General features: G+C 65.2%; 21 protein-coding genes. 10 read left to right on the forward strand and 11 right to left on the reverse strand.

All coding sequences use genetic code 11. The features are described from left to right. Genes ACH2CY_RS08480 through ACH2CY_RS08495 form a run of 4 tightly spaced genes read right to left on the reverse strand, consistent with a single transcriptional unit; the run spans position 1 to position 8,233 of the window. On the reverse strand, positions 1 to 1,650 hold the full coding sequence (locus ACH2CY_RS08480; protein WP_395018127.1) for a flagellar hook-length control protein FliK: 1,650 nt from the start codon (positions 1,648 to 1,650) through the stop codon (positions 1 to 3). Positions 1,651 to 1,661: 11 nt separating this feature from the next. Beyond that, a complete protein-coding gene (locus ACH2CY_RS08485) occupies positions 1,662 to 4,208 on the reverse strand; it encodes a hypothetical protein (protein ID WP_395018128.1) in 2,547 nt (848 codons plus the stop codon). A 10-nt stretch (positions 4,209 to 4,218) separates the two neighbouring features. Beyond that, on the reverse strand, positions 4,219 to 5,931 hold the full coding sequence (locus tag ACH2CY_RS08490) for a flagellar hook-associated protein FlgK (RefSeq protein ID WP_395018130.1): 1,713 nt from the start codon (positions 5,929 to 5,931) through the stop codon (positions 4,219 to 4,221). A 28-nt stretch (positions 5,932 to 5,959) separates the two neighbouring features. Next, positions 5,960 to 8,233 (reverse strand): flagellar hook-basal body complex protein, encoded by a 2,274-nt coding sequence (locus ACH2CY_RS08495; RefSeq protein ID WP_395018132.1) that lies wholly within the window; start codon positions 8,231 to 8,233, stop codon positions 5,960 to 5,962. Between the two features lie 260 nt (positions 8,234 to 8,493). On the opposite strand from ACH2CY_RS08495, the gene rfbF reads away from it, so the two are divergent. The 4 genes from rfbF to ACH2CY_RS08515 all read left to right on the forward strand — a co-directional run bounded on the left by rfbF (position 8,494) and on the right by ACH2CY_RS08515 (position 11,973). Further along, positions 8,494 to 9,279: a glucose-1-phosphate cytidylyltransferase gene (gene rfbF, locus ACH2CY_RS08500; protein ID WP_395018133.1), complete on the forward strand. Its 786-nt coding sequence runs from the start codon at positions 8,494 to 8,496 to the stop codon at positions 9,277 to 9,279. A gap of 262 nt (positions 9,280 to 9,541) precedes the next feature. Then, positions 9,542 to 10,630 (forward strand): CDP-glucose 4,6-dehydratase, encoded by a 1,089-nt coding sequence (gene rfbG, locus ACH2CY_RS08505; protein ID WP_395018135.1) that lies wholly within the window; start codon positions 9,542 to 9,544, stop codon positions 10,628 to 10,630. After that, positions 10,627 to 11,178: a dTDP-4-dehydrorhamnose 3,5-epimerase gene (rfbC, locus tag ACH2CY_RS08510; RefSeq protein ID WP_395018137.1), complete on the forward strand. Its 552-nt coding sequence runs from the start codon at positions 10,627 to 10,629 to the stop codon at positions 11,176 to 11,178. The genes rfbG and rfbC overlap by 4 nt, the downstream gene beginning before the upstream one ends. 39 nt (positions 11,179 to 11,217) lie before the next feature. After that, positions 11,218 to 11,973, forward strand: a complete 756-nt coding sequence (locus tag ACH2CY_RS08515) for a hypothetical protein (RefSeq protein ID WP_395018139.1) — start codon at positions 11,218 to 11,220, stop codon at positions 11,971 to 11,973. Between the two features lie 128 nt (positions 11,974 to 12,101). On the opposite strand, the gene ACH2CY_RS08520 is transcribed toward ACH2CY_RS08515, so the two are convergent. Both ACH2CY_RS08520 and ACH2CY_RS08525 read right to left on the reverse strand, forming a co-directional pair. Continuing rightward, the gene (locus ACH2CY_RS08520) at positions 12,102 to 12,662 is read right to left on the reverse strand and encodes a hypothetical protein (protein ID WP_395018141.1); all 561 of its coding nucleotides are present in this window, start codon (positions 12,660 to 12,662) and stop codon (positions 12,102 to 12,104) included. A 79-nt stretch (positions 12,663 to 12,741) separates the two neighbouring features. Further along, positions 12,742 to 13,686 (reverse strand): formylglycine-generating enzyme family protein, encoded by a 945-nt coding sequence (locus tag ACH2CY_RS08525; RefSeq protein ID WP_395018142.1) that lies wholly within the window; start codon positions 13,684 to 13,686, stop codon positions 12,742 to 12,744. 336 nt (positions 13,687 to 14,022) lie between these two features. Here ACH2CY_RS08525 and ACH2CY_RS08530 point away from each other — a divergent pair, with 336 nt between their 5' ends. From ACH2CY_RS08530 to ACH2CY_RS08550, 5 genes are read left to right on the forward strand one after another with little or no spacing between them, the layout of a single operon-like run. Further along, positions 14,023 to 14,886, forward strand: a complete 864-nt coding sequence (locus ACH2CY_RS08530; RefSeq protein WP_395018144.1) for a hypothetical protein — start codon at positions 14,023 to 14,025, stop codon at positions 14,884 to 14,886. Positions 14,887 to 14,900: 14 nt separating this feature from the next. After that, positions 14,901 to 15,785: an NAD-dependent epimerase/dehydratase family protein gene (locus tag ACH2CY_RS08535; protein ID WP_395018146.1), complete on the forward strand. Its 885-nt coding sequence runs from the start codon at positions 14,901 to 14,903 to the stop codon at positions 15,783 to 15,785. Further along, a complete protein-coding gene (locus ACH2CY_RS08540; RefSeq protein ID WP_395018147.1) occupies positions 15,782 to 16,639 on the forward strand; it encodes a CmcI family methyltransferase in 858 nt (285 codons plus the stop codon). The genes ACH2CY_RS08535 and ACH2CY_RS08540 overlap by 4 nt, the downstream gene beginning before the upstream one ends. Before the next feature lies 1 nt (position 16,640). Beyond that, positions 16,641 to 17,138 carry a hypothetical protein gene (locus tag ACH2CY_RS08545; RefSeq protein ID WP_395018148.1) on the forward strand — a complete coding sequence of 166 codons (498 nt, stop codon included), beginning with the start codon at positions 16,641 to 16,643 and terminating at the stop codon, positions 17,136 to 17,138. A gap of 10 nt (positions 17,139 to 17,148) precedes the next feature. Further along, the gene (locus ACH2CY_RS08550) at positions 17,149 to 17,652 is read left to right on the forward strand and encodes an acyltransferase (protein ID WP_395018150.1); all 504 of its coding nucleotides are present in this window, start codon (positions 17,149 to 17,151) and stop codon (positions 17,650 to 17,652) included. On the opposite strand, the gene ACH2CY_RS08555 is transcribed toward ACH2CY_RS08550, so the two are convergent. The 5 genes from ACH2CY_RS08555 to ACH2CY_RS08575 form a co-directional block, all read right to left on the reverse strand. Then, on the reverse strand, positions 17,649 to 18,371 hold the full coding sequence (locus tag ACH2CY_RS08555) for a hypothetical protein (RefSeq protein ID WP_395018152.1): 723 nt from the start codon (positions 18,369 to 18,371) through the stop codon (positions 17,649 to 17,651). The two genes, ACH2CY_RS08550 and ACH2CY_RS08555, sit on opposite strands and share 4 nt — an antisense overlap. 18 nt (positions 18,372 to 18,389) lie before the next feature. Continuing rightward, on the reverse strand, positions 18,390 to 19,253 hold the full coding sequence (locus ACH2CY_RS08560; protein ID WP_395018154.1) for a hypothetical protein: 864 nt from the start codon (positions 19,251 to 19,253) through the stop codon (positions 18,390 to 18,392). 24 nt (positions 19,254 to 19,277) lie between these two features. Further along, complete coding sequence (locus ACH2CY_RS08565; protein WP_395018155.1) at positions 19,278 to 19,760, reverse strand: flagellar biosynthesis regulator FlaF; 483 nt, start codon at positions 19,758 to 19,760, stop codon at positions 19,278 to 19,280. 67 nt (positions 19,761 to 19,827) lie between these two features. Next, positions 19,828 to 20,166: a flagellar biosynthesis repressor FlbT gene (locus ACH2CY_RS08570; protein WP_395018157.1), complete on the reverse strand. Its 339-nt coding sequence runs from the start codon at positions 20,164 to 20,166 to the stop codon at positions 19,828 to 19,830. A gap of 155 nt (positions 20,167 to 20,321) precedes the next feature. Further along, positions 20,322 to 22,607, reverse strand: a complete 2,286-nt coding sequence (locus ACH2CY_RS08575) for a flagellin (RefSeq protein WP_395018159.1) — start codon at positions 22,605 to 22,607, stop codon at positions 20,322 to 20,324. Positions 22,608 to 22,996: 389 nt separating this feature from the next. Here ACH2CY_RS08575 and ACH2CY_RS08580 point away from each other — a divergent pair, with 389 nt between their 5' ends. Then, positions 22,997 to 26,404: a tetratricopeptide repeat protein gene (locus tag ACH2CY_RS08580; protein WP_395018160.1), complete on the forward strand. Its 3,408-nt coding sequence runs from the start codon at positions 22,997 to 22,999 to the stop codon at positions 26,402 to 26,404. The last annotated feature ends 5 nt before the right edge of the window (positions 26,405 to 26,409 follow it).

The raw sequence follows: 26,409 nt of genomic DNA on the forward strand, positions 1-26,409 counted from the left end.
TCAGGTCTCCAGATCCACCAATCCGTCGGCGGTCGCGACCACGTCGGCCCGGACCTCCGCTTTCACCTCAGACCCGCCGGCGCCATTGCCCAGGCCCGAGCCGTTGCCCGTACCCGCGCCGTTCTGGGAACCGCCGTTCTGGCCGTTGCTGTCCCGCAGATTGAAGGACAGGCTGCCGTTGCCGGTCTGCAGCCCAGCGTCTTGCAAGGCGCGTTCCAACGCCTTGGCATCGTTGCGGAGCAGGTCCAGGGTCCCCGGCCGGTCCACCACGATGGTGGCGGTGACGTTCTTATCCTTGTCAATATCGAGCTTTACCTCGACCCGGCCGAGCTCCACCGGGTGGAGCGCGACCGTCAGCCGGCTGTTTCCATTCTGCATGGCATCCCTGATCTGCACTGCGATCTGCTCGTGGGGCGGCAAAATCTGCAGGTTCTGCCTCAGCTGGGCCATGAAGGCGCTTTGCTTGGCGGCAATATTGTTGCTCAGGCCCGTGGCGCCGGACCCGAGATACTGAGACCAGTTGGAAAGCTCGGCCTCGTCGGCGCCGAAGCTGGCGCCGGCCTGGACCGCCATGCTCTCGGCCAGCGCGTTGCGGACGCTGGTGGTGCCGGACCAGGTGACGCCGGTTGCACGCGCCATCGGCTGGACCATCGCGGCCGCGGTCTTGGCGTTGAGCTCCGGGGTGACGGTGGTGGCGGCCTTGTCCGGCGCTGCCTCGGCCTTCCTGGATCCGACGGCCGGCTTCTCCTCGCCGGCGGCGGGCTTCAGCGTGGCCAGCGGATCGGCGGCCTTGGCGAGTTCCTCGGCGGCATCCTGCAGGGCGGCGACGGCATCCGCCGCGGCCTTCTGCGTCTCCGGTCCGCCGGCATTGAGGATCGCGCCGAACTTGAGGCCGGCGGTCGCGGCCTGGCCCTGGGCCTTGCCGCCGACGGCCGCACTGAAATCGACCGCGTCCGCAAGCTGCGCTGCCAGCCCGGCCTGCAAGGCGGTGGCGGCATTGCCGCCGGCGGCGAGCGCCGGCGCATCGACCGCGACATCGGTATCGACGCTGAGCGCCTGGATCGGCAGCGGCACCGCGAGCATCGCGAGCAGGCTGGGATCGGCGCCGGGCACGACCGTCTCGCTCGGGTCGCTGCCGTCGCCTTGCTGCTGCTGCGTGCCGTCATTCGCCTGCTGCTGGCTCTGGTCGCCCGACCCGTCCGGCTGGCCGTCGCTCTCGGTCGTCCCGGTCGAAGCCGTGTTCTCGGTCGTGGTCTGCTTGCCGGCCGCGGCCTCGGCGGTCTGCTCCGTCTCGTCGGTCTCGGGCTTGGCCGCCGGCTTGGCGCAAGTCGCGTGCCCGCTTGCGGTCTTCTCCGGCTGCTTCGCCTTCGGCGCCGGCTTGTCCTGCGCCGTCGTCGGCGTGCTCTTCGCATCGCGGCGCTTCGGCGCCTGCGGCCGCGGCGTGTCGGCGCGATCGCCGGCCTCGCTGCGGTTGCTGCGCGGCTCGGCGGCGCGGCTCTTGACGGCGTCCTCGCCGCGGCGGGCGATCTGCTGGTCGAGGATCCGGGCGAAGGCGTCGCCGCTCTGCTCGGCGGCATGGCTGTTGGCGGTGCTGCTGCGGTTGTTGCCGCCGTTCACGCCGGTCAGGAAGTCGAAACGAATCTGCTGCATCGATGCCGATCTCACGTCAGGAAGTTCACCAGGGACAGCCGGCCGGTGGTGCCGACCACGCTGAACACCGCTTCGAGCTGGGTCTGCGCCGCCTGGACCTTGGCGGCGACCTCGTTCTTGTCGACCCCTTCGATCTTGTCGCTGCTGTCGACCGAGACGCTGATCTGGGTCTGGTGCGCCAGCGTGGTCGCCGACATCAGGGTGTCGTTGACCGTGTTCGAGGAATGCAGCGCCCGGAGCCCGTTCAGCGCGTCCTTCATCAGCGACTGCGCCTGGGTCATCTTGGTCTGGTAGGTGTCGGGATCGGTGACCGCCGACTGGGCGATCCTGAGCGACATGATCATCTTCTGGATCGCCGGCGCGTTGGCCGAGAAGGTGTAGTCGATGGTCAGCTGGTCGGCGATGGTGATCTGCGAACGGTCCCAGGCGCGGTCGCTGTCGCCGACCGCCTGGTGCACGTTGTAGTCGGTCGGCTTCGGCTCGCCGATCACCTGCGGCCGCGCGACCTTGGCCTCGGTGGTCAGCGCGACGCCGCCGGTGGTGCCGGTGATGACGACCTGGCCGGAGCCGACCGGGCCGGGCAGGGCGGTCGCCGCCATCGGCGGGTTGGCCGCGTTGATCTGCGCCGCGAGGTTGATAGCGATCGCATCCATGTCGGGCTCGGTGCCGTCAGTGGTGTAGCGCACCGTGCGGCCGTTGACCGTGATCTCGTAGACGTCGCCGACCCGGCCGACCGGGCCGCTGAGGGTCACCTGGTCGGTCTGCGGCGTGGCGCCGGCCGGGATGTTGGCGACCAGCGTGGTGGTGGTCGGGTTGAGGCTGGGCTGGCCGACGTCGGTGGTGAGGGCCGCCGTATAGGTGAAGGCGGTGCCCGGCGTGTCGGACTTCAGCAGCAGCTTGCCGTCCTTGACCGAAGCCGTCACGCCGATCGCCGCGGCGTTGATCTGCGACACGAACTTCGCCGCGATGTCGGACTCGGTGTCGTAGGAATTGGTGGTGACCGTGAACGGCCCCACGACCGGCGCCGTGAAGTTGATGGTGTAGATGTCGCCGTTGTCGCCCTGCAGGCTCGGGAAACCGACCAGATCCTGCTGGGCGACCGGCACCACGGTGCGCTGGGTGGTCTTCACCGTCGCCGTGTTCTCCACCGCCGAGGTCGTGGTGAAGGCGGTGGCATTGGTGAGCTGCAACTTGCCATTGCCGAGATTGGCGGTGGTCACCGAGAAGGGCGGCTGCTCGGCCGCGATCTTGGCGATGAGGCCGTTGACCACGTCGTCGATGCCGGCCTCGTTGCCGGTGGTGCGATAGGTGATCGTCACCGGCGACGTGTGCGACGGCGGGTCGGTGATGGTGATGCTGAATTCCTCGCCGATGGTGCCGATCGGGCCGGTATAGGTGGCGACATCGACCTGGTTGCCGCCCAGCGGCACGTTCGCCTGCACGGTCGCGATCACCGACGGCGTCGGGTCGTTGCCGGTCAGGCTGGAGGTGAAGGCGGTGCCCGGCGTCACCGCGGTCATGGTGAAGCCGGTGGCATCGACATCGGTGAAGTTGACGACGCCGGTCAGCGCCGGCAGGCCGCCGTAGTAGGTCGCGACCTGGTTGGCGACCTCTTGGGCGGTCAGCGGGCCGTTGACCGTGAAGTTGTTGCCGTTGACCGTGAAGGTCTCGCTCTGCAGCGCGCCGAGGTCGTCGGTGGTGACCCGCATCTGCTGCACGATCGTGCCGGGGGCGAGCTGCGTCGTGGTCGCGGTCGAAGCCGCGTTCTTGCTGCCGGTCGGATCCGGCAGCCGGGTCAGGTCCACCACCGGCGCCTGGGCGCTCGAGGAGACGCCGCCGAACAGATAACGGCCGTTGACCTGCTGGTTGAGCAAGGTCTGCACGGTGGTGAGGTTGCCGCCGACCTGGGCGATGATCGGCGAGATCTTGCCGGCCGTGGTCAGAGTCGAGACCATGGTGTTGTCCTCGCCGCCGGAGACGTTGGTGACCGAGGCGGTGACCTGGAACTGCGGGCCGGGCAGGGTGCCGGTCAGGATCAGCTGCTCGCCGTTGGCCTTGGCGGTGACCTTCAAGGCCGGCACATGGCTGTTGATCTGGTTGGCGATGTTGCCGACGATCTCGTCGAAGCTGCCTTCGGTGCCGTTGGTCACATAGGTGAACAGCGTGCCGTCGACCGAGAGCTTGTAGATGTCGCCGGTGTCGCCGACGTCGCCGCTGAACTGGATGGTGTTGACCTGCTTGGTCGGCACGTCGGAATCCGGCGAGGTGAAGGCCTGGAACATGTCCGAGGCGATCTTCTCCATCTGCGTGAAGATGCTGTCGTAGCTCTTCACGTCGGTCGAGGCGGCGTTGATGGAATCGATATAGCTCTGGCGCTTGGTCGCCTCGGCGCGCAGGCCCAGCAGGCTCTGGCCGTCGGAGCCGTAGTTGACCAGGCTGAGCGACTTCTTGCCCGACGCGAGCTGCTGCGTCAGCTCGTTCAGCGAGCCCTGCAGGTTCTTGAAGCCGTTCAGGTTGCTGAGATAGACCGCGTAGGAGCTGAATGCGTTGATGGCCATGGGCTAGCTCCTACCGCACCGCGTTCTGCAGCGTGTCGAACATCTCCTGCACCACCGTCAGCAGGCGGGCGGAGGCGGCATAGGCGTTCTGCAGAACCTGGAGATTGGCGATCTCCTCGTCGAGATTGACGCCGGTATCCGACTGATAGCGCTGGGTCGACATGTTGAGCGCGTCGCTGTCGAACTTGGCCTGGTCGCTCAGCATCTTCGCGCCCGAGATCGAGTTGCCGACCACGCCGCTCATCATGCTGGAATAGGAGACGCTGGTGAGCGCGATCCCGGTCGCGAGGAAGTTGCGGTCGGTGGTGGTCATCGCATTGACCACGTCGGCGGCCGAGTTCTTCTTCAGCTGCAGCGAGCCGTTCAGCAGTGCGGCATTCATCTGGAAATCGTAGCGGTTGCTGCCGGTGAAGAGATTGCCGTCGAGTTCGGGGATCTGGTTGTTGACCGTGGTCTGCACGGTGAACGACTGGCCGAGATTGTTGCCGACCAGCTGCAGCGAGGCGGTGCCGGGGATCGCGGTGATGCCGAGCGTGGTGTCGGCATTGATCTGGGCCGCGATCTGGGCCGCGATCTGGTCCAGGCTCTTGTCGCCGTCGGTCGCGGTGTAGCTGAAATTCTTGCCCTGGACCGTGACGGCGAAGATGTCGCCGGTCTGCAGCGCGCCGCTGAAACTGACCGTGCTGTATTGGGCCTGGGTCGGCGTCGGCTTGACCGTGGTCTGGAACGAGGCGGAGACGCGCTGGCTGGTGCCGGCCGCGTTGTAGGCGGCCGAGAGGCTCGGCGGGGTGCCGGCGGTCGTGGTCAGCGCGCCGACAATCATGTCGAGCTGCGCGCGCAGCTTGCGGATCACCTCGGTGCCGGGATCCATGCTGACCGGCTTGCCGCTGGCCGAGGAGTCCTGGCGGAAGTTCAAGAGCGCGTGGATGCGCCCGCCGTTCAGCTGGTTGTTGATCGAGGCGCCGTCGGAGACCCGGATGACGTTGGTGCCGTCGAAGGCGAACAGGCTCGGCGGGCCGTCGAGCAGCTGCAGGCCGGCGGCGGTGAACAGCGAGACCGAGCCGTCATCCTGCTCGACCGTACGCACATCGACGTATTGCGCGATCTGCTTCACCAGGTTGTCGCGCTGGTCCATGAGATCCGCGGAGGCCGAGCTGTCGGTCTGCGCGGTCTTCATCTGCAGATTGACCTGGAACAGCTGCTTCAGCAGGTCGTTGAGCTGGTCCACCGAACTGCCGAGGTCGGTGCGGACGTCGGTGTCGATCTGGTCGATGCCGGCGGCGACCCGGTGGATCTCGTCGCCGATCTGCGCGCCGGCGCCGATGATCGCCTGCTGCGCGGCGGCGGAATCCGGCTCCGACTGGAAGTCCTGCCAGGCGCTGAGGAACGAGTTCATCGCCTTGGTCAGGCTCGACTGGTCGGCGCTGGTGCCGAGCAGGTCCTGGATCCGCGCCATGTAGTCGTTGGCGGCGTCGCTGGCGCCCGAGGTCGCGGTCTGCGCCTCGACCTGCTTCCTGAGCGTGACCGAAAGCGTGCTCGCATAGCCGGAGATCATCACGCCGCCGACCTGGCCGTTGCCGAAGGTGACGGACTCGGTCTTCAGCGACTTCTTCGTGTAGTTCGGGTCCTGGGCATGCGCGATGTTGGCCGAAGCCAACTGCACCTGGGCCTGGTTGACCCGAAGCGCCGAGACCGCCGAATTGAGCGCGGCTGTGAGCGACATTTCGCCTGTTTCCTACGCTAGCTTTCCATTACCGCTTGATGTTGATGACTTCCTGCAGCATGTCGTCCGCGGTGGTGATCACGCGGGCGTTCGCCGCATAGGCGCGCTGGGTGACGATCATCTTCGAGAATTCCTCGGCGATATCGACGTTCGAGCCCTCGACCGCGCTCGAACGCACCGTGCCGGCGCCGCTGGCGCCCGGGTTGGTGATGCGGGCGGTGCCGCTGTCGAAGGTCTCGGTGAAGGCCTGGCCGTTCTCGCGTTTCAGCGCGGTGGGGTCGTAGAACTGCGCCAGCGGCACGCGGAAATAGACCGTGCTGGCGCCGTTGTCGTAGTTGAGCTCGACATCGCCGTTGTCGCCGATGTTGATGCCGGTGAACAGACCCTGCGGCAGGCCGTCCTGGGAGAGGCGCTGGATGTCGACCTGGGTGCCGGAGAACTGGGTCAGGCCGTCGGTCGATTGGAACCGGCCGAGATCGAGCTCGACGATCTGCGGGCCGGAGCCGTAATCGACGGTGAAGGTGATGACCGCCGGATCGTTGGCGTTCTGCGAGGCGGGGACGGTGGCGTCGCCGGACGGGTTGTACTGGTTGCTGATGCCGACGATGGTGCCGGCGGTGGTCGGCGTCTCGCCGAAGGTGATGTCGATGAAGCCCGGCACGTTGCCGTTGACCGCCGTTACGGTCTCGGCGAAAGCCGTGCCCGGGACCTTGGCGGTCAGCACGACCTGGCTGCCGACAACCGTGGCGGTGACCGGCAGGCCGCTCGCGGCGTTGATGCGGGCCGCGAAGCCGGTGGCGATGTCGGCCAGGCTGGTCTCGGTGCCGTCGTTCACGTAGGTGACGGTCTGGGTGCCGATGGTGAGGCTCCAGGTGTCGCCGATCTCGCCGGGGCCGACGGTGCCGCCGAGTGTGATCGTATCGACCTGGGCGACCGGGATGACGTTGGCGACCGAGTTGGCGGTCGCGGTCGGCGGATTGGAGGTGTAGGTCACGCCGGCAAGGGTGTTGGTGCCGTCCGGCGCCGCCGCGGCGAAGAGGCCGCCCGCGGTATCGGACTGGATCAGGATGCGGCTCGCATTGTTCGGGTCGGCGATGGCGGTGACGCCGAGCGCCAGGGCGTTGACCTGGTTGATCAACGAGGTGCGGGCGGCAGCCACGGTCATGGGACCGGTCACGCTGATCTGCGGCGCGCCGCTGCCGGCAACGTCGAAGGCGAGCACATCGCCGGCAAGAAGCGCGCCGGGAATCGTGACGCTGTCGATCTGGCCGGAGCCGTTGCCGGCGAAAGTGCCGGTGAACGGCGTGCCGGCGACGTCCGCGGTCACGTCCAGCGTGTTGCCGACCACGTTGCCGGCAGTCACGACCGCCGACATGCCGGCACTGGCGTTGATCTGCGCGGCCAGGGCAGTGGCGAGCTGGGCGCCGGTATAACCGCCGACCGGGGCCGTCACGGTGACGGTGTTCGCGCCGATCGTATAGGTCAGAGTGCGTCCCGGGGGCAGGCCGTTCGGTGCCACGGTGAGGGTTTCGACCTGGGCGACGCCCGGCACGTTGGCGGTGGTGTTGGCGGCAACGGCGGTCTGGTCGTTGGTGCCGCTGATGTTGCCGGCGACCGGATCGAGGGTGCTGTCGGCGGCGGTGATGTCGAGGTTCCAGATGTTGTCGGCGCGCTTCACCCAGGTCAGGCTGATCGTGTGCGGGTTGCCCAGCGCGTCGTAGACCTTGACGTTGGTCGGCGCCAGCGCCGGGTCCGGGTTCACGATCGAGGTCGCCGGCAGGTTGCCGACCACTTCGATCTGCGAGGTCGGGGTCGGCGGCGTGGTCAGCTGGGTGATCTGGATCGGGGCGAGCGAGCCGGTGTCGGGAACCCCGGTGGTCTGATCGACGGTCCAGCCGTTGAGGTAATAGCCGCCGCCGTTGACCACGTAGCCGTCGCGGTTGACCTCGAAATCGCCGGCCCTTGTGTAGTAGGGCAGGGCGCTGAAGGTGGTGAGCGTGCCGTTTTGCGAGGTCGGGCGGCTGACCACGAAGAAGCCCTGGCCGCTGACCGCGAGGTTGGTCGAGCTCTGGGTCTGGTTTATGTTGCCCTGCAGCGCGTTGGCGTAATAGGGCGAGGCGACGACGCCGCCCGGCAGGTTCAGGCTCTTGTTGGAGATCGTGATGATGTCCGAGAACCTGGTGTCGACCTTCTTGTAGCCGACGGTCTGGGAGTTGGCGATGTTGTCCGAGATGTTGCCGAGGGACCGGGACTGTGCGTTCAACCCGCTCACTGCGGTGAACATCGCGCCGAGAATGCTCATGGAAGGCCTCGCCTTGGGTAACCTTGCGTCAGGTGTCGGACGGATTAAGCAACTGCCGGGCCAACTCTCGGAGCCGCGGTTTCCCAAGGGTTATCAAATGATTGACGCGGGCCGGCGGGCCCGGGCGGCAGAAACTGCCCGGTCGAAGTTCGGCAAGAACTGCTGTTGGCTCCGGTTCACGCTGTCCGAAGTTGGCCTCGACTCACCGCATATGGCACAGTCATTGCGTACCGATTCGCGCATATCTGTCGCGAGGACTTATGAATCTGCACGAGATGGAGGCCGTCATTCTCTGTGGCGGCCAGGGCACCCGGTTACGGGAAGAGACGGAATTCAAGCCGAAGCCGATGGTCGAGATCGGCGGGCGGCCGATCCTGTGGCACATCATGCAGCGCTACGCCAGGTTCGGCGTCCGGCGCTTCATCCTCTGCCTCGGCTACAAGGGCGAGATGATCCGCGACTATTTTCTGCAATACCGCTACCGCAACGCCGATGTGGTGGTCAGTCTCCGCTGGAACGACGTCCAGATCATCGGCCAGGAGCCGGCCGAGGACTGGGAAGTGGTGCTGGCCGATACCGGCCAGGACACCATGACCGGCGGCCGCATCAAACGGGCGCTGAAGCATGTCAAAGGCGACCGCTTCTTCGCGACCTATGGCGACGGCGTCGCCGATGTGGATTGCGCGGCCTTGTTGAAGACGCATATGGACTGCAAGCGCCTCGCCACCGTGACCGCCGTGCACCCCTCGTCGCGCTACGGCGAGATCGACATCGAGGAAGGCTCGGTCTCCGACTTCATGGAGAAGCCCCAGGTCAACAACGGCTGGATCAACGGCGGCTACTTCGTGTTCGAGAAGAAGGCCTTCGCCGACGTCAGCGACGATCCCGCGGTGGTGCTGGAGAACGACGTGCTGCCGAAGATCGTGCGGCAGAAGCAGCTCACCGCCTATCACCACGACGGCTTCTGGCAGTGCATGGACACCTACCGCGAAATGCTGATGCTGAACGGCCTGATCGCCCAGGGCAAAGCCCCCTGGCTGTCGTGATGGCTGGTCGCAGAAAAGAAGGAATCCCCTCTCCCCCTGTGGGAGAGGGTTGCGAAGGCTTAGCGAGCGCCAGCGAGCTTAGCCGTAGCTGGGTGAGGGGGCGCGCACCGCAAGGTGCGCAGCGCGCAAGCGCTCTGACGAGCGCGCGCACCTACCGGTGCGCAACCCCTCATCCAACTCCGCCTAGGCTCGGCTACGCCTCGCCAAGTCTCCGTATCCTTCTCCCACAAGGGGAGAAGGGCATCCATCGCCACCACGCGCAATGACCCACCCGATCCCCGATCCCAACTTCTGGCGCGGCCGGCGCGTCTTCCTGACCGGCCATACCGGCTTCGTCGGCGGCTGGACCGCGCTCTGGCTGCAGAAGATGGGGGCCGAGGTTCACGGCTTCGCCCTCAACCCGCCGACTGCCCCCAGCTTCTTCGCCGCGACCAATCTGCCGGACCGCATCGCCGCCAGCACCATCGGCGACATCCGCGATCCGGCGCCGCTTGCCAAGGCCGCGGCCGCCGCCAAGCCCGGCATCGTGCTCCATCTCGCCGCCCAGCCCTTGGTGCGCGCGGCTTTCCACGACCCGGTCGCGACCTTTGCCACCAATGTGATGGGCACCGCGCATCTGCTCGACGCGGTGCGCAACCTCTCCGGCCTCGCGGCGGTGGTGGTCTTCACCACCGACAAGGTCTATCGCAACGTCAACTGGCCCTGGCCCTATCGCGAGAACGACCCGCTCGGCGCCGACGAGCCCTACAGCGCCAGCAAGAGCGGCGCGGAGCTGGTCACCGAGGCCTTCCGCAACAGCTACTTCTCCCGCGCGGAGCCGCCGGTGCCGGTCATCACCGTTCGTGCCGGCAACATCATCGGCGGCGGCGACTGGGCCGAGGACCGGATCGTGCCCGATGCCGTGCGCGCCTTCTCGGCCAGGCAGCCGCTCATCATCCGCAACCCCAAGGCGGTGCGGCCCTGGCAGCATGTGCTCGACGCCGCGCGCGGCCTGCTGCTGATCGCCGAGCGCACCGCGGCGAAGAAGCTGCCGGCCGAAACGCTCTCCTGGAACCTCGGCCCCGGCGACGCCGAAACCACGCCGGTCTCCGACCTGGTCGAGCATCTGGTCCGCGGCTGGGGCGAGGGTGCCCGCTGGGAACATCGCGGCGACAACGAAGTCAAGGAAGCGCATTTCCTCACCCTCGACAGCCACCAGGCGGCACGCCATCTCGGCTGGAAGCCGATCTGGAACGTGGCCGCTTCGGTCCAGCATTCGGTCTCCTGGTATCGTGGCCATCTCGCCGGCGACGACATGGCGAAGGCCAGCCTGGCCGAGATCGATCGTCACGTGGCGGACGTCGCGCCGTGAAGATCACCCGGCTGAAGATCCCCGGTAGCGTCGAGGTCGCGCTGCAGGCCCGCGGCGACGAACGCGGCTATTTCATGCGCACCTATGACGAGGCGATCTTCGCCGAGCATGGCCTGCCGACCCGCTGGGTGCAGATGAATGAATCCAGGTCGGTGAACGTCGGCACGATCCGCGGGATGCATTTCCAGCGCCCGCCGCATACCGAGGCCAAGCTGGTGCGCTGTACCCGCGGCGCTTTGCTCGACGTTTTCGTCGACTTGCGCCAGGGCTCGCCGACATACGGCCAGTGGGATTCGGTCGAGCTGCGCGCCGACCGCCACAACGCCGTGCTCGTGCCCCGCGGCTGCGCCCACGCCTTCTGCTCTCTGGAGCCGGAGAGCGTCGTCAATTACATGGTCGACAATTTCTACACGCCCGCGGCGGAGGAGGGGGTGCGCTGGAACGACCCCGCGCTCGCCATCCGCTGGCCGCTCACCGGCGAGCCCACCATCTCCGCCAAGGACGCCGCCTGGCCGCTCTTCAAGGACGTGGCCCCGGTCGCACTTTGACTTGACACCACTGCCTGCGGACTTTCTACGATCGCGCGCATGGGAAGCTACATCCAACGGCTCCGCCTTGCCGGCTCGAGAATCGCCGTGATCGCGCTCTGCCTTTGCGGCGGCGCCGCGAACGCGGATGACTACGACTGGACCAAGGATTCACCCGCCTGTGGCTATCCGAGCGATCCAGAGGCAGCGATTGTCGCTTGCAGCCGGATCATCTCCGCCGCGGGCGTCCCGGCTGAGAACCTCAGTTATTTCTACCTCTACAGGGGAAGGGCCTTCGCCCGCCTGCAGAGGTGGGATGAGGCTCACAAGGATTTCAGTCTCGCCGTCGAGCGGAACATTCAGGACCAGGACCGTCGCGCGAGTGCGGAATTCGACCTACAGGTGGTCCGCGTGAAACTCGGGCAAGCCAAGGCGGCCAGAGAGGGCTTCTGGAAGTTCGCCGGCGATGCCGATACCGGGCGCGCGAGCTCTGCCGTCTGGGCGATGACTGCGGATCCGAAGGTCGGCGAAACGGATTTCCGCCGCCTGGTCGAGGCGGCACGTGCGCTCGTCGCCAGAGGTGAGGCACCCGTCCTGACGCACGGCGTGCTTGGATTGGCGCTGGCCGCGGCGGGAAAGCCGAACGAGGCGGTTGCGGAGATCATGAAGGCGCACGATATCGTCGCGGCCTACGAAGTGAACAGTGACCTGGAAAAGGACTTGAGGGCGCACTCGTTGAAGACCATGGAGCGCAATATCGAGATGATCAAAGCCGGTCGTCCCATCATCACGGACGTGAGTGAGTTCCTGGACTAGGTAGTGGCCCCGCTCCAAGGCGAGCCCACCATCTCCGCCAAGGACGCCGCCTGGCCGCTCTTCAAGGATGTGGCCCCGGTCGAACTCTGATCAACGACGCCATCGATAGGTAGCCGGCGCGGGTCGCGCTACTGGTCCGGAGGCGATCCGGGTTTGAAGCTCTGCTTTGGCAAGGGTGCGCCGGTCAATCCCGCCAAGTTCGGCTCGTCGACCAGTGCGGCATAGCCGCCGGTGCGATAGTAACTCAGCGCATCTCCGACCAAATCAACCATCGTGGCGATCTCATCGATTTGATCGAGAAACGGCTGCTTCTTCGACTCAAGAGCTTCGATGTCCTTGTCAATTGAGTCGATTATTTCCTGGTACTTCTCTGGCGCCACCTCGTCCTTGCGCTTGAACGCGTTCTCCTTGACGATCTGATGCAGTAGGATTTCTCGCTTGATCGCCTTCCCCTGATCGATGATGCCTATTTCCGCTTCTCTGATCTGACCGAGAATGTGATTCGCTCGCTGCGAGGCTTCATCCATGGATCGCACCGGCTGGTCCGATCCAACAAACTTGTTGAAGAAGCTCAATACGGCTTTTTCAACCGGCTGCGCCTTATGCTTGGCGATCTTATCTGGCAAACTCGTAGAGCCGAATGTGTCGCCGTAGTCTCCGAAGGCGACGGGGCCGAGATAGCTGAACATCGACCTTGATGCCGGATGCACTGGGCACATCTGCCTCTCCATCTCCGTTGATTCAAACCTGCGCAGGACGATTCAGCGATCACCCAGGTGGCGGCAACTGCCAGCGCATGACGCGAAAGCCGATGAACGGCAGGTGTGCGTTCCATTGAGCTTCGCCGCTTGCGCTGGGGGACAGCGCGCTCACCCCGCTTAGCCAGTCTCCGCCTCGCGTGACGTGATAGCCACATTCCTCGTTGGAGTTTGGCTCCACGGTCTGTTCTTGCTGGAAACACGTCGTTGTCCACTCGGCGACATTTCCTGCAGTGTCAAAAAGGTCGAAGCCGTTGGGCAGGAAGGATCCCACCGGTGCGGTATACGCATAGCCATCCCGGCACGGTATCAGGTAAGGGAGATTCCTCGCCCAGGACTCTTCAGTCGTTGCGCTGTCGAACGTGTTCGCATAGTCGCAGATATTTCCTTCGCCCCAAGAGAAGCGGGATTTCGTTCCAGCTCTGGCGGCGTATTCCCACTGCTCTTGGGAAGGAAGCGCGTAGGGCTTGCCGGTCTTCCGTGCGAGCCATTTCGCATAGTCGTTCGCGGCGGCCCAGCTGACGCAAGTGACGGCGTCCCGATCGCTCTGGTGATAGTCGCCGAACGGCGGATTATCCCACGCGCTCGTCGGATCGGAGAGATGACTTTGATCCTTGGAGAATTTGGGAAAGTAGCACTCGCCGGTCATTTCGTACCCGGTATCCGCCACGAAGACGCGGAACTCGGCGACGGTTACCTCATATCTTCCCACGGCGAAGGGCGGTATCTCTGATCCGTCCGCCTGAATCATCGGCGGAAGAACGACCAATTCCGGACAATCGTCATTGCAATCCCGAACGACCGCGCCAGGTATCCAAGCGGCCTCGACGGTGGAACGACCGAGAGCGACGTCACCGTGCGGCTCTGTCTTGGCGCACGCCCCGACGAGGCTGCCAATCAGGAGACCGGAGAGCATTGTCTGCAACCACGCCCGAGAGACGGGTCCGCTGATCATGGAAGTACCTCCGCCATCGGTTGCGATCTCTATTTGTTCTCATTTTAGCCGGAGGAAGAGGCAATGGAACAGGGACCGAGTCGCGCCTTCCGGGATGCCTATTTTCTCTCGCTACTCCTGAGGTCGCCAAGACCGTACACCATTGTGTGCGTAAAATCAACAGCCTCGCAAGCCTGTGCGATCGTTGAGAAAAACGGAGGAGGCTGACGCAAGATTATTGCCGGCTCGGTATGTTACTCTTTGTTAACCTTAACACTCTAAGCCTAGCTCTGCCGTGGCATCTTCCTTGCTTCGCCGCGGCATCGATCGGATCGGGGCAAGAGCGTTTCTGACGTCATGAAGTTCGGCATTTCCTATTTCGGCCCGGAGCCGCTGTTTCATCTCCGGCGCGATTTCCTGCTCTCCATGAAATACGGGCTGGAATCCCTCGGCCATGACGCGGTGCTGAACGGGCTCTCGCTGGAGAGCGACCGCTTCAACTTCGTGGTCGGCGCCTATTTCCTCCCCGCCGCCGAGATCCCGAAGATCGCCCAGTCCGGCGTGAAGCATGCGCATGTGAACACCGAGGTCATCGCGCAGGACATGCTGAACTTCAACCCGCAGAAGACCGACTTCCTCGGCGCCTATCTGCCGGCGATGAAGGCGGGTTCCTTCGTCTGGGACGTGATCCAGGACAACATGACCGAGTACCAGCGCTATGGCGCCAACGCGCATTTCCTGCGCTGGGGCTGGGACCCGAAGCTGGAGGATATCGAGCACCGGAGCGAGAAGGATCTCGACTTCTACTTCTTCGGCATGATGAGCAACCGCCGCAAGCAGATCATCCAGACCGTGCGCCAGAAGGGTTTCCGCGGCGCCTCCGACCATTCCTGCCCGTATTTCCTGCGCAACGACCGGATCGCCCGGGCCAAGGTGCAGCTCAACATCGTCCAGGAGGAGAAATACACCCACGTGAACTCCTTCCGGGTCTGCTATCTTGCCAACAACGCCTGCGCCATCGTCTCCGAGCATGAGCAGGATCCCGCCGGTTATCTGGAGATGACGCGGCTGGCGACCGCCCAGGAGATGCCGGACGCGGTTGCCGACCTGGTCGCCGGCGACAAGTGGCGCCAGCAGGGCGAGAAGGCCCAGGCGATGATGCGCGAGCGCCCGATGAAGACCATTCTCGAGGCGCTCCTCGACACCAGCGGCTTGAAGTAGAGACGGGAAGCAGCTTGGCAAAGGTCGCGGTCACGGGTGCGAAGGGATTGATCGGCAGCGCGGTTGCCGCCGAGCTCGCCGCGCGCGGCCATGACGTGGTGACGCTCGGCCGCGGCGCCGGCAATGCCGTCACCCTCGACCTCACCGACCCGCTTCCGGCGCTGCCCGCTCTCGATGCTTTGATCCATTGCGCCGGCGTCACCGACGAGGAGGTGAAGGCCGACGGCGCCGCCGCCCTCATCCGCGCCGCCGCCGGCACCGAACGCCTGATCGCCGCCGCCGCCAAGGCCGGCGCCGCGCGCATGGCCTATGTCTCCAGCGCCCATGTCTACGGACCGCTCACCGGCCATCTCGACGAGACCAGCCCGGCCAATCCCTTGAGCGATTATGCGCTCGCGCATTACCTCGCCGAGCAGATGTTCCGCCGCAGCCACATCCCGACCCGCATCCTGCGGCCCTGCGCCGTGTTCGGCCCGCTGGCCGCGCCGCAGCGCTTCCGGCGCTGGTCGCTGATTCCGTTCTCCTTCCCGCGCGCGATCGCCGAAGCCGGCTCGATCCGCATCCTCGGCACCGGCCGCGACCGCCGCAACTTCGTCGGCAGCGACGTGGTGGCGATGCTCGCCGCCGACTTCGTCGAGATGCAGACCGGTGGCGTCAACCTGCTCAATCCAGTCGGCACCGCGGACCTGACGGTCGCGGAATTTGCCGAACTCTGTGCCCGCCTCGGCGGCGACGTGCTGGGCCGCGCCTGCCGCGTCGAGATCGCCGGCAAGGGCGATGCCGCGGCGGCGGCGCTCGAATACCGCTCGGTCATGGGCGGCGCCCGCAACGGGCGCAGCCTCGAAACCCATATCGTCGAACTGGTCCGCCAGTGTTCCCAGCTTGGAGCGACTGCATGAGCACCCCGAACCCCGAACTCGCGCTGGATAAAGAGATCGCCCAGCGCTACGTCGCCTTCCTGGTCGAGAACGGCCGGAACGACGATCCCGACGCCCGCCGCGACTACTGCGAGAAGGCCGGCGTGCACCAGAAGCTGCTGCACAACAACCCGCATATCGCCGCGATCGAGAAGCTGTTCCAGGACCAGTCCAGCATGGAGCGCCTCGGCGACATGACGCTGCGGCAATACATGATGTACCACTACTACTATCTGCATCAGGGCTATCGCTACGGCGCGCCCAAGCTGCAGCAGAAGTGGCTCGGCCACGACATCATCAAGACGCCGCAGGATTGCTGGGTCTACCAGGAGATCATCGCGGAGACGAAGCCCGACGTGATCATCGAGCTCGGCATCATGTTCGGCGGCGCCACCCATTTCTTCGCCAGCATTCTCGACCTGGTCGGCCATGGCGAGGTGCTCGGCATCGACATCTCGCTCGCGAAAGCCAAGCCGCCGCAGAACAAGCGGATCACCTACATCGAGGGCTCGAGCACTTCCGAGGGCGTGCTGGAGCAGGTGCGCAAGAAGGCGCAAGGCAAGCGCACCCTGGTGATCGCCGATTCCGACCATGAGAAGCTGCATGTGCTGGGCGAGATCCGCGCCTATGCGCCTTTCGTCCATGTCGGCGGCTATTTCGTGGTCGAGGACTCGCTGAACGACGTCATGGGCTACCACCCGGTGCCGAACGAAGGCCCGAAGGCGGCGGCCGACGTCTACCTGACCGAGACCGACGATTTCGTTTTGGACCGTCGCTGGGGCGAGCGCTACGTGATGTCGCTCAATCCCAACGGCTATCTCTTGCGGGTGAAGTGACATGCGCCTGGTAATCGCCGCGCCGCCGACCATCGACGTCTCCAAGCTCGCCAAGGACCTGGCGGCCAAGGAGAAGGCGACCCTGATCGCCGATCCCAGCCGCGCCGCCTGCGAGCGCTATGGCTACCAGACGCTCTACGAGATGCCGCTCGCTCTGCAGAAGCAGGTCCGCCGCAAGCTGATCACCGACCATATCGCCGCTCTGCAGAAAGGCGGCTCCCTGGTCTGCGACCATTCGATCTTCCAGTGGCTGGCCGACTGGATGCGCTGGATCTGGGGCAAGACGCCGACCGAGGAATGGGAAGCCGTGCTGGCCGAGGCGAAGCCGGCGTTGAAGCTCTACGACCGGATCGAACACATCTCGGAGGGGCCGGCCGCCAGCTACAACGGCTATACTTGGCTGGACCAGCGCAACGGCGCGGAGATCGACCGGCTGATGCGGCATCTCTACATCGACCTCGGCTGCGCTGACCGCGTTCACTTCAACGGCAAGGCGTAACGCGCAGCCGATGCTGGTGATCTCGCCGACCGCGCAGATCTCGAAGCTGGCCGACATCGAGGATTCGGTGCGCGGCACCAAGATCACGATCGGCGAAGGCGTCTTCATCGACGCCTTCGTGAAGCTCCGGGTCGCCGGCGGCACCGGCGACGTGACGATCGGCCCGAACTGCTACATCAACGCGGGCTCCGTGCTCTACAGCGGCAACGGCATCACGCTCGGCGAATACGTGCTGATCGCCGCCAACTGCACCTTGGCGCCCACCAATCATGAATACCGCGATCCCGATGTCGTCATCCGCAAGCAGGGCTTCGCGCCCAGCCGCGGCGGGATCGTGATCGAGGACGATGTCTGGATCGGCGCCAACTCTGTGTTGCTGGACGGCGTGCGGATCGGCCGCGGCGCAGTGGTCGCTGCGGGCTCGGTGGTGCGCGGGACCTTGCCGGCCTATTCGATCTCGGCCGGCAATCCCGCGAAGGTCGTCAAATGGCGGAAGAAGCCGACTGAATCCTAGCCGTTGTTGGCGTCGGGATGCAGCTTGGCGACGATGCGGCCGTCGTTGGTCTTGGCCGAATGCACCGAGCGCGCCATCAAGTCCTGCCAGCCCTGGGTCTGGTTGGCCTTGGTATGCTCGGTCTTCCACTCCTCGGCATACTCGCTGCCCTTGGTCTCCTCGAAGATCGGCATGCCCTGGGTGTAATGCACCATCTTGGCGTCGCTGCGCGGCGCGTCGTAGCCGACCAGGTGGTTCCACTCGCGCGGCAGGTCGCCGATCAGGTCCTCGGAGACCCAGTCGATGCCATGCGGGTTGCGGCACTGCTTCGGGTCCTGGACGTATTCCGGGGTCAGCACGCGGTTGGCGGGGTGGCCGCAGTTGAACAGGATCAGGCTCGCCCATTCGAACCTTTTCGCGTTCTTCGAGACCATGACCGCGTATTTGTCGTCGGTCAGCGCGAAGAGCTCCGAAACGTCGTGGCGGCAGAGATAATCGAGGTCGAGGAACAGGGCCCAGCCCTGGAAGCCGGCCAGCCAGGGCGTCAGGAAGCGGCTGTAGGTGAACGGGGTGAGGCCGGTGCGGGTCAGCGGCAGGCTCGGCAGGAACAGCGGGGTGATCGCCACCGGCTTCGAGCAGCGGCGGAAGATGCTGAACTGCAGCACGTTGTAGGAGATCGCCTGGCGGTGGTCATAGCCGATGAAGATGCGCAGGGGCTGCGCGAAAGTCTGTGCGGACATGGTGGCCGCTTCCTCCAATTAGAACGAGCCGGTGTAGATCATCCCGAGCAGCTTGCTGGTGCCCGAGGTGCCGATCGGCGGCAGTGAGTTGATACGGCTGAAGGCGTCCGCCAGCGAGTCCGTCAGGATGTTGGCCTGGCTGTTGGCGTTGTTGGTAAGGCCGAACGGATCGTCGGTGCCCTCGGTATAGGCCTGCTCGGTGGTGGTGAAGTCCTTGGTGTACTTCGTACCCTGAGTCATCTGGATGGCGTAGTTGTACGTGCCCTTGGCCTGTGTATCGACGCCGTCGGCGCGGGTCACGCGAATCACGTACTGGCCGCTCGACATGCTGAACGTGCCGTTCTTCAGGGCCTTGTAGTTGTCGTTGGCGGTGCCGGCGCCGGCGTCGCTGTCGGCGACCAGGCCCTTGCCCTTGGCGAAGATCTGCACCCGCACCTTGCCGCTCGAATCGGCGAGCGGGTTGGGGTTGCTGGGATCGTTGACCAGGATCGAGAACTTGGTGTTGCCGTTGGTCGCGACGTTGACGGAGAAGGTATCGACCTTGTCGGCCTTGTTGAGCGCGCTGATGACATTGAGCCGGCTGCTGTTCAAGCTGAGCTGGCCGATCTGCCGGGCGGTCGCGTTGTTATCGTAGAGGACGTCCTGGCTGGTCTTCTCGAACTCCTGCACGTCGCCGGAGGCCGAGGCGCTCAGGGCCGCGATCTGGTCGGAAATCTCCTGCAGGGCCGCGCTGGTCTGGTCGGCGATGGTCTGGGAGGCGTTGCCGGTGAGCGCGCTGTTCAGGTTCGACGTGGTGGAACTGCTGCTGTTGGACGACGAGGTGCCGAGCAGTCCGCTGCTGCTGCTCGAGGTCAGTCCACTCGTCACGGGGCTCACGGCCATGCTCGGTACTCCAGTTGCCGGCCGCTAGGCCGAGACGTTCACCGCCATCCGGGCGCCGCCGACCGCCGCCTGGGCGGGGTGGGGCTGGGGATGTGCTGGAACGGCTTGCACCGATTGTGCCATCGCGGCCTCGGGGACCTGCGGCTTTTGCGCCAGGCCCTCGGCCACGCAGCGGTTGATGTCCAGGATCGGCTGCAGCTTGGACCCGTCGAGGTCGCCCAGGCGCTGCAGAATCTGCCGGTCCATCATGATCGACAGGGCGAGGACGTTGTCGCGGATCTCGGTCGGGAGCGGGCAGTCGGGCTCGGCCATGGCGGTCTGGAAGATGGTCCAGAGCCGCTGGTTGAGGATCAGGGCGTCGCGCAGCGACTTGCCGCCGTCCTCGGTCTTGGCGCCGACGACGAGCCGGCGCGAGGCCTCGGACAGGGCCCAGGCCTCGGTGCTGCGCGGATCCGTCCCCGCGGGCTGGCTGACATAGCCGGTTTTTTTTGCCCCTTGGTTCATCATCTTGCGTACTCCGTGCTCCTAAACGCCGCGTTAGCCTTCCGGCTCCGTTGGCGCTCGGAGCCGCGGGTCAGAACAGTTTCGCGGTCAGTTTCAGCGCTCGGTAATAGTCCTCGGACTGCACGAGCCGTGCCACGTCCTCGAGCTTCTCCCGGTCGCCGGGCCGCTGCCGCAGAACCTCGCCCCAGATCTGCTCGAACTTGACCACGTTCTCCGCAGCGTTCTCCGGGAAGAGGTATATCAACTGAATGATTAAATAGAGCTTGCGCTCCAAAGTGTCGGCCTGCTCCTCCTTCATGACCTCGCGGCCGCGGAGAAACTTGACCTTGTTGTAAAGGTAAAAACTGCCCGGCTCCTCGCCGCGGCCGATGACCGCGCCGTTGACGATGACTTTCTCGCCGGGTTTCAAAGTGAATTTCAGGGGCAAAACTGGAACTCCGTGGCCGAAGCGAATCAGCCCGGTCCCCCCGAAACTCGTTATGATATTGATTTTCCATCACACTTGGCCGGGGGAGCCTGGGCGGCGGGTTGCCCCGCCGCCCAAGTTTACCCAACCCCTTGCGGTTAGAACAACCGCAGGATCGCCTGCTGAGCCTGGTTGGCCAGCGAGAGGGCGATCGTGCCGAGCTGCTGCCTGGTCTGCAGCGTCAGCATGTTCGCGCTCTCTTCGTTCTGGTCCGCGGCGGTCAGCTTGGAAGCACCTTCCGTGAGCACGTTGGAGAACTCCAAGGTGAAGTCCTGACGCGTCTGGATGATGTTCAAGTTGGTGCCGAGGTTGGACGAGGCCGTTCGCAGCAGGTTCTTGGCCTTGTTCAGCTGGTCGATGGCGTTCTGAATGTCAGAACGGTCGCCCCAGCTGTTCTGGGCCTGGTCGAGCTGCAAGCCTTGTCCGTTGGTCTGGACGTTCTGGCTGACCACGTTGACGATCGAGGTGTTGGTCTCGTTCAACTGGACAGTCAGGTTGTTCTGGTCGGAAGCATCGACCAGCTGCTTGGTGGTCAACGAAGCATCGCTGCCGGTATGCGCACCGCGGACGTCGAACTTCGCGTCACGGGAAGCCGTGTACGCGCCGCGCACCTGAACGGTGTAAGCGGCGTGGGCCCCGGCGTAACCGCCAACAGACACCGCCTGCGAGATGGCGGAGTCCTGGAAGTTGATATTCAGCCTGGCGCCGTTGTTCGTACCGCTGGTGAAGGCGATCGAAAGGACGCTGGCCGACGACGCCTGAGCGGCGGTCAGGGTGAAGCTGGCAGTGCCACCCAAGCCGTCGGAGACTTGGATGTTCGTGGAACCACCGGTGCCCACGGTCACGTCGATGCTGAGCTTCGTCACCTGGTTCGCCGCGAACGAGGCGACGGTGCCGACGCTGTAGAGCGGCGCGGTCGAGATCGTGCCGGTTGCCCCGCTCTGCTGCTGGATCGTGGTGGTAACCTCGGCCGAACCGGCCGCGGCTGCCGTCGCGATGTACTTCAGCTCGTTGTAGTTGAACGAGATGCCGATCGAGCTGCCGTTGGCGGCGCCCGCCGAGCTGAAGTTCACGTCGCTGGCATTTCCGGTGCTGACGACGCGGGTGGTGAGGCCGGCGGAGCCGTTGCCGTCCAGCGACACGCTATACGAGTCGAAATTGCCGGTCGTATAGTTGAAGCTGTTGGCGTTCGCCGTCACCAGGTACGTCTCATCGACGGTGACGCTGGCCGGCGTGGTGATCGTCGGCGTTCCGGTAATCGCAGCAGCGCCGGTGCCGTAGGCGCCGGAAGCCGCCGCGCTGTAGGTCGAGGCCTGCAGGATCTGCCGTTCGTCCAGGGTGACGCGCGCGGTGCCGGTGCCGAACGAGAACGAGTTCTCGCCGTCCGAGACCTTGCCGTTACCAACCGACTGGAGACCGTCGCGAGTGACCTTTTCACCGGCCGAGTTCTCGACGGAAACCTGGAGGTTGATGTTCTTCTGGATGGTCGACGTACCCACGCCGGCAGTATCCGGCACGTCTTCGATCGAGTCGAAGTCGACGTCGAAGCCGAGGTTGGTGCCGCTGCTGAAGCTGTGCGAGAACTTCAGAACGGTGCCGTTGCCCTTGGCCGTGGCCCACTCCGCCTGGGTGAAGGTCGTGGTGAAGGACTCGTCGCCTTCGGTAACCGTGAAGGTCTTGTCCTTACCCGTGCCGCCGCTCAGCTTGATGGTGACGTCGGAGAGGGTATTCTTCGTGGTCGAGGCGAAGCCGTTGATCACGATGTTGCTGATGCCGCGATCCGTGGCGGCGTTGGCGATGTCGCCAGCGTCACCGGAGATCGCACCGTCGCCGGCCACCGAGATGGTGTAGGTGTCCGCCTTGGTGACGTTGGTGACGGTCGCGCCGCTGATGCCCGCCAGCGCGTTGACGTCGAGCTGGCTGCTCGCGGTCACGCCGAGGCGCAGGCCGCTGCCGATCAGCAGGTTCTTACCGGCATAGTTCGCATCCTGTGCCTGGCTGTCGATCTGGCGCAGGAAGGCGTTGTACTGCTGGGCAAGGCTCTTACGGGTCGCGACCGAGTTCGCGTCCGTGCCGAGGTTGCTCAGCGCCGACTGCGTCAGCGCGGTGGCGTTGTCGATCAGGTTCTGAATCGCCGTGATGCCTTTGTCGCCGGCGCTGATCGTGCTGATCGCCTGGCCGATGCCGTCCTTCAGGCTGGTCAGGTCGGAAGCCCGCTGGTTCAGCGCCTTGGCGGCGAAGAAGGCGGTCGGAGAGTCCAGGGCCGAGTTGACCTTGTTGCCGGTCGACAGGCGGGTCTGGGTACGGTCGAGAGAGGTCTGGGTCGTCTGCAGCAGGAGGAGGTTGCTGCGAATCGAGCCAGAAAGCTGGACTTGAGTAGCCATTCGAGTGTGCTCCCTTTTGGAGGCTGGGTTTCAGCGCCGACCTTTGTCAGGCGCACCCGCCGCGGACATGCGGCAGGCCTCGATAGGAAGCAATTTCCCTGCCAGGAGGAAAAAGTTTCCAAGCCGGGCAGAAATGGCGGAAATCCGCGCCCCCAGAGTTAACCATGTTAGGATGAACCTGCTCGCGCCCGGCAATTCTTGCCGGACGGGGCAGGAATTGCCGCCAAATGCCTTGGAGTAGCGGCAGAATATGCCGCGTTAACGAATCCCAATTTCCTCGCGGATTCATCGAGTTAGAGTTTATTTTTTGTTAACGCCCGGCGGCTAGGGTAGATCCGAACCGAAGGGCTTCGGCCCCGATCTACAATCCGCAGGCCAGGCGAAGCAGGATGCCGACCACCTACACGATGAACGAAACCGGGCTGGTGCCATATCCGACCGCACCATCGGCGCCGGACCATTCCGGCCCCGATAAGGACCTCACGCTGAAGCAACAACGCCAGCGCCAGATCGAACTGGCGCATGAGGCGAGTCTCCTCAACAAGGCCGGGCGCACCGAGGAGCTGAAGCGCTGCCTGGAGACGCTGCTCGAGCTCGATCCCAACGACGCACAGGCTTTATACAATCTAGGATTGCTGGTCTACAAGGCGGACGAGAAGCCGAAGGCCGAGCGCATGCTGCGCCGCGCGATCGAAAACGAGCCGGACTATGCCGATGCCTACCTAGCCCTCGGCAACATGCATTTCGACAGCCGGCATCTGCTCTCGGCGATCGAGATCTATGAGGCCGGCCTGCGCCAGGTTCCGACCCGGCTGCAGCTGCTGAGCAGCCTGCTGCGTGCCGCCGCGACGATGCGCTCGGCGCAGCGTGTCGAAAAGGTCGCCCGCCGCATCCTCGACATCGACGAGGACGACAACAGCGCGCTCAACTACCTTGCCTGGGCGCTGATGACGCGCGGCGGCGGCCTTGACGAGGCCCATCAAGCGCTGGAACACGCGCTCGCAAAGTCTCCGGACAAGCCCGAGACGCTCGCCCTGGCGGAAACGCTGGCCGAAATGCGCCAGGATGCCGAGGGCGTGCGACGCCACCGCGCGCGCCTGGAGAAGCTGGCGGTCGCGGTCTGGAATACGGCGCACCTGGCCGCCGAAATGTTCGCTTCGCTCAACCGGCACGATCGCGCGGCCGGCATCGTGCGGGAATACATCAAGGCGCATCCCGACGATCCGTCGGCGCACCGCTATCTGGCCGTCGCACTCATGCAGGACGGCGACTTCGCCGGCGGCCATGAGGTGGTGTCGGAAGTGTTGAAGCTCATGCAGCGCCCGGCGCTGCAGATGATCTACGCGCTCAACGCCTTCCGGCTCGGCGATCTTGAGGGGTTCCATCAATATCACCACACCCGCTGGTTGCGGGAGGGCGCCGAGGCGCTGTGGAAGCTTCCGGTCCCGGAATGGGACGGCAAGCCGATCGAGCACGGCAAGCTCATCGTGCAGTGCGAGCAGGGCGTCGGCGACTACGTGATGTGGGCGGTGCTGTTTCCCGGCATCGCCGCCAAGGCGCACGACGTCGTGACCAAGGTCATCCCCCGGATGGCCAACCTGTTTCGCCGCAGCTTCCCGGAAATGCAGTTCATCTATGAGGACAAGCTGCCGCCGGATATCCCGCTGGAGGCTGTCGCGGCCCGCACCACGGCGGGTGACCTGCTGGAAGTCCTGAAGCCGGATATCGAGGACCTGCCGGGCAAGGCCGGGTTCCTGGTGGCCGACCCGGCGCTGAAGTCCAAGCTCCGCAAGCGCTATGAGGCGCTGTTCCCGGGTAAGCGGTTGATCGGCATCTCCTGGCGAAGCGGCAATCGCGACAGTGCCGCCACGCGCTCGCTCGAGCTCCCTTATTGGAAGCCGCTGTTCGACATGCAGGACTGCGCCTTCATCAGCCTGCAATACGGCGATCTCACCCGCGACCTGGAAGAGCTGAAGGCCCAACTCGGCGATCAGGTCTACTGGGACAAGGAGGTCAACCCGATGGGGGACATGGATCCCTTCACGGCGCAGATCTCGGCCATGGACATGGTCATCTCGGTCGACAACAGCACCATCCACTTCGCGGGCGGCCTCGGCAAGCCGTGCTGGGCGATGCTGCCGCTCAACTCCGACTGGCGCTGGCAGACCGACCGTTCGGACACGGTCTGGTACGAAAGTCTCGAACTCTTCCGCCCCGACAAGGAAGGCGGCTGGGACGGCCTGGTGGAACGCGTCGCGGAGCGCCTTGGCAAGCTCGACGGCGAGGTCCTGAAGCAGGCGGAAGTGGCCTATCTGCGGCGCGCGTTCGCCACCATGGTGAAAGCGCAACGCGTCGGCGACGCCGAGCAATACGGGCGGATGTTGCTGGCCCATGATGTCGACAAGGCGCAGGCGATGCGCGCGGTGGCGAAGGCCGCGGTCGGCGCCGGGCAGGCCGCGGATGCCGTCGGCATTCTGCACCGCGCGATCGAACTCGACCCCGATGATCCGGAGATTCAGGCCGACATGGCCCAGGCGCTGGCGAAGGCCGGGGATGCGGATCACGGCCTGGCAATGGCCCGCGAGCTCACGCGGCGCTTTCCGACCAGCAACGAGGTTTCCATCGCTTGCGGACGCATCCTCTCCGATCTCGGCCGCTATGACGAAGCGACGGATTATTTCGCGCGCGTCTTGCGTCGTGACCCGGAGAACGTCGCCAGCCGCATGGCGCTGGCCGGGCTGCAGGCGGCGCAGGGCGATTTCGATCTCGCGCGCAAGAATTACGAGCGGGTCCTCGCGATCGAGCCTTCCAATGCCACGGCGCATACCGCAGTGGCCGAAATCATGCTTCGGCTTGAAGACTGGTCGGCTGGCTGGCCCAATTTCCGCTGGCGTTTCGGGGTGCGCCCCGAGGTCCTTCCGGTCTGCTTCGCAGCCCTGGATCCCGATAAGCAGCCCAAGGCGTGGTCCGAGGGAGGCTTGCGCAAGCAGCGCCTGTTCCTCGCCGCCGAGCGCAATCTCATCGAGCAGTTGCTGTTCGCCGGTCTGGTGCCGGAGGCGGCGAAGGAAGCCCGCAAGACCACGCTCGAATGCGATCCCCGGCTCGTGCCACTCCTGGCCGGAAGCTTCCCGGCGATCGAGGTGATCACGCGCAATGACCTCACGCCCGAGCTTCTCAAGGACCGCAATTTCCAGGTGGCGAGCTCGCTCGGCAATCTGGCCGGCCGGATGCGCGCCTCGAGCGGACAGTTTCCGGCACGCCCGAAGCCTGTAGTGACGGCCGACCCGGATCGGGTCGCGGCGCTGCGCCGGGAGTATCAGGCGACCGCGCAGGAGCGGAAGCTCATCGGCCTTTCCTGGCGCCATGCCAAGGCTTCGCCGCAATCGCCGGCGCCGCTCGATGCGTGGCTGCCGCTGATCGATCGCCCGGATGTCATGGTGGTGGCGCTGCACCCGGGATCGGCCGAGGCGGAGCTCGCAGAGTTTGCGCAGCGCACCGGTCGGGACCTGATCTTCGACCGCCGGGTGGACTTTTCCCGCGATCTCGGCGAATACGCTGCCCAGGTGCAGGCTTGTGATTCCGTGATCGCGGTGGAAGATCTGACGGCCGTCCTGGCGGGGACCATGGGCAAGCCGACGATCAAGCTCAGGCGACCGGTGGATCATTGGTGGTGGGGCATGAGCGGGGGCGACAATCGCTGGTTCCCGGCGCTGAAGATGGTGACGGCGCCGCAGGTTCCGGGTGAAGCCGAAGTGGCGGAGGTCTTGACCCTCCTGGATCGAACGCGCACTAGTTGATCGGA

It is taken from the genome of Dongia sp. (genome assembly GCF_041905885.1).
Lineage (GTDB): Bacteria > Pseudomonadota > Alphaproteobacteria > Dongiales > Dongiaceae > Dongia.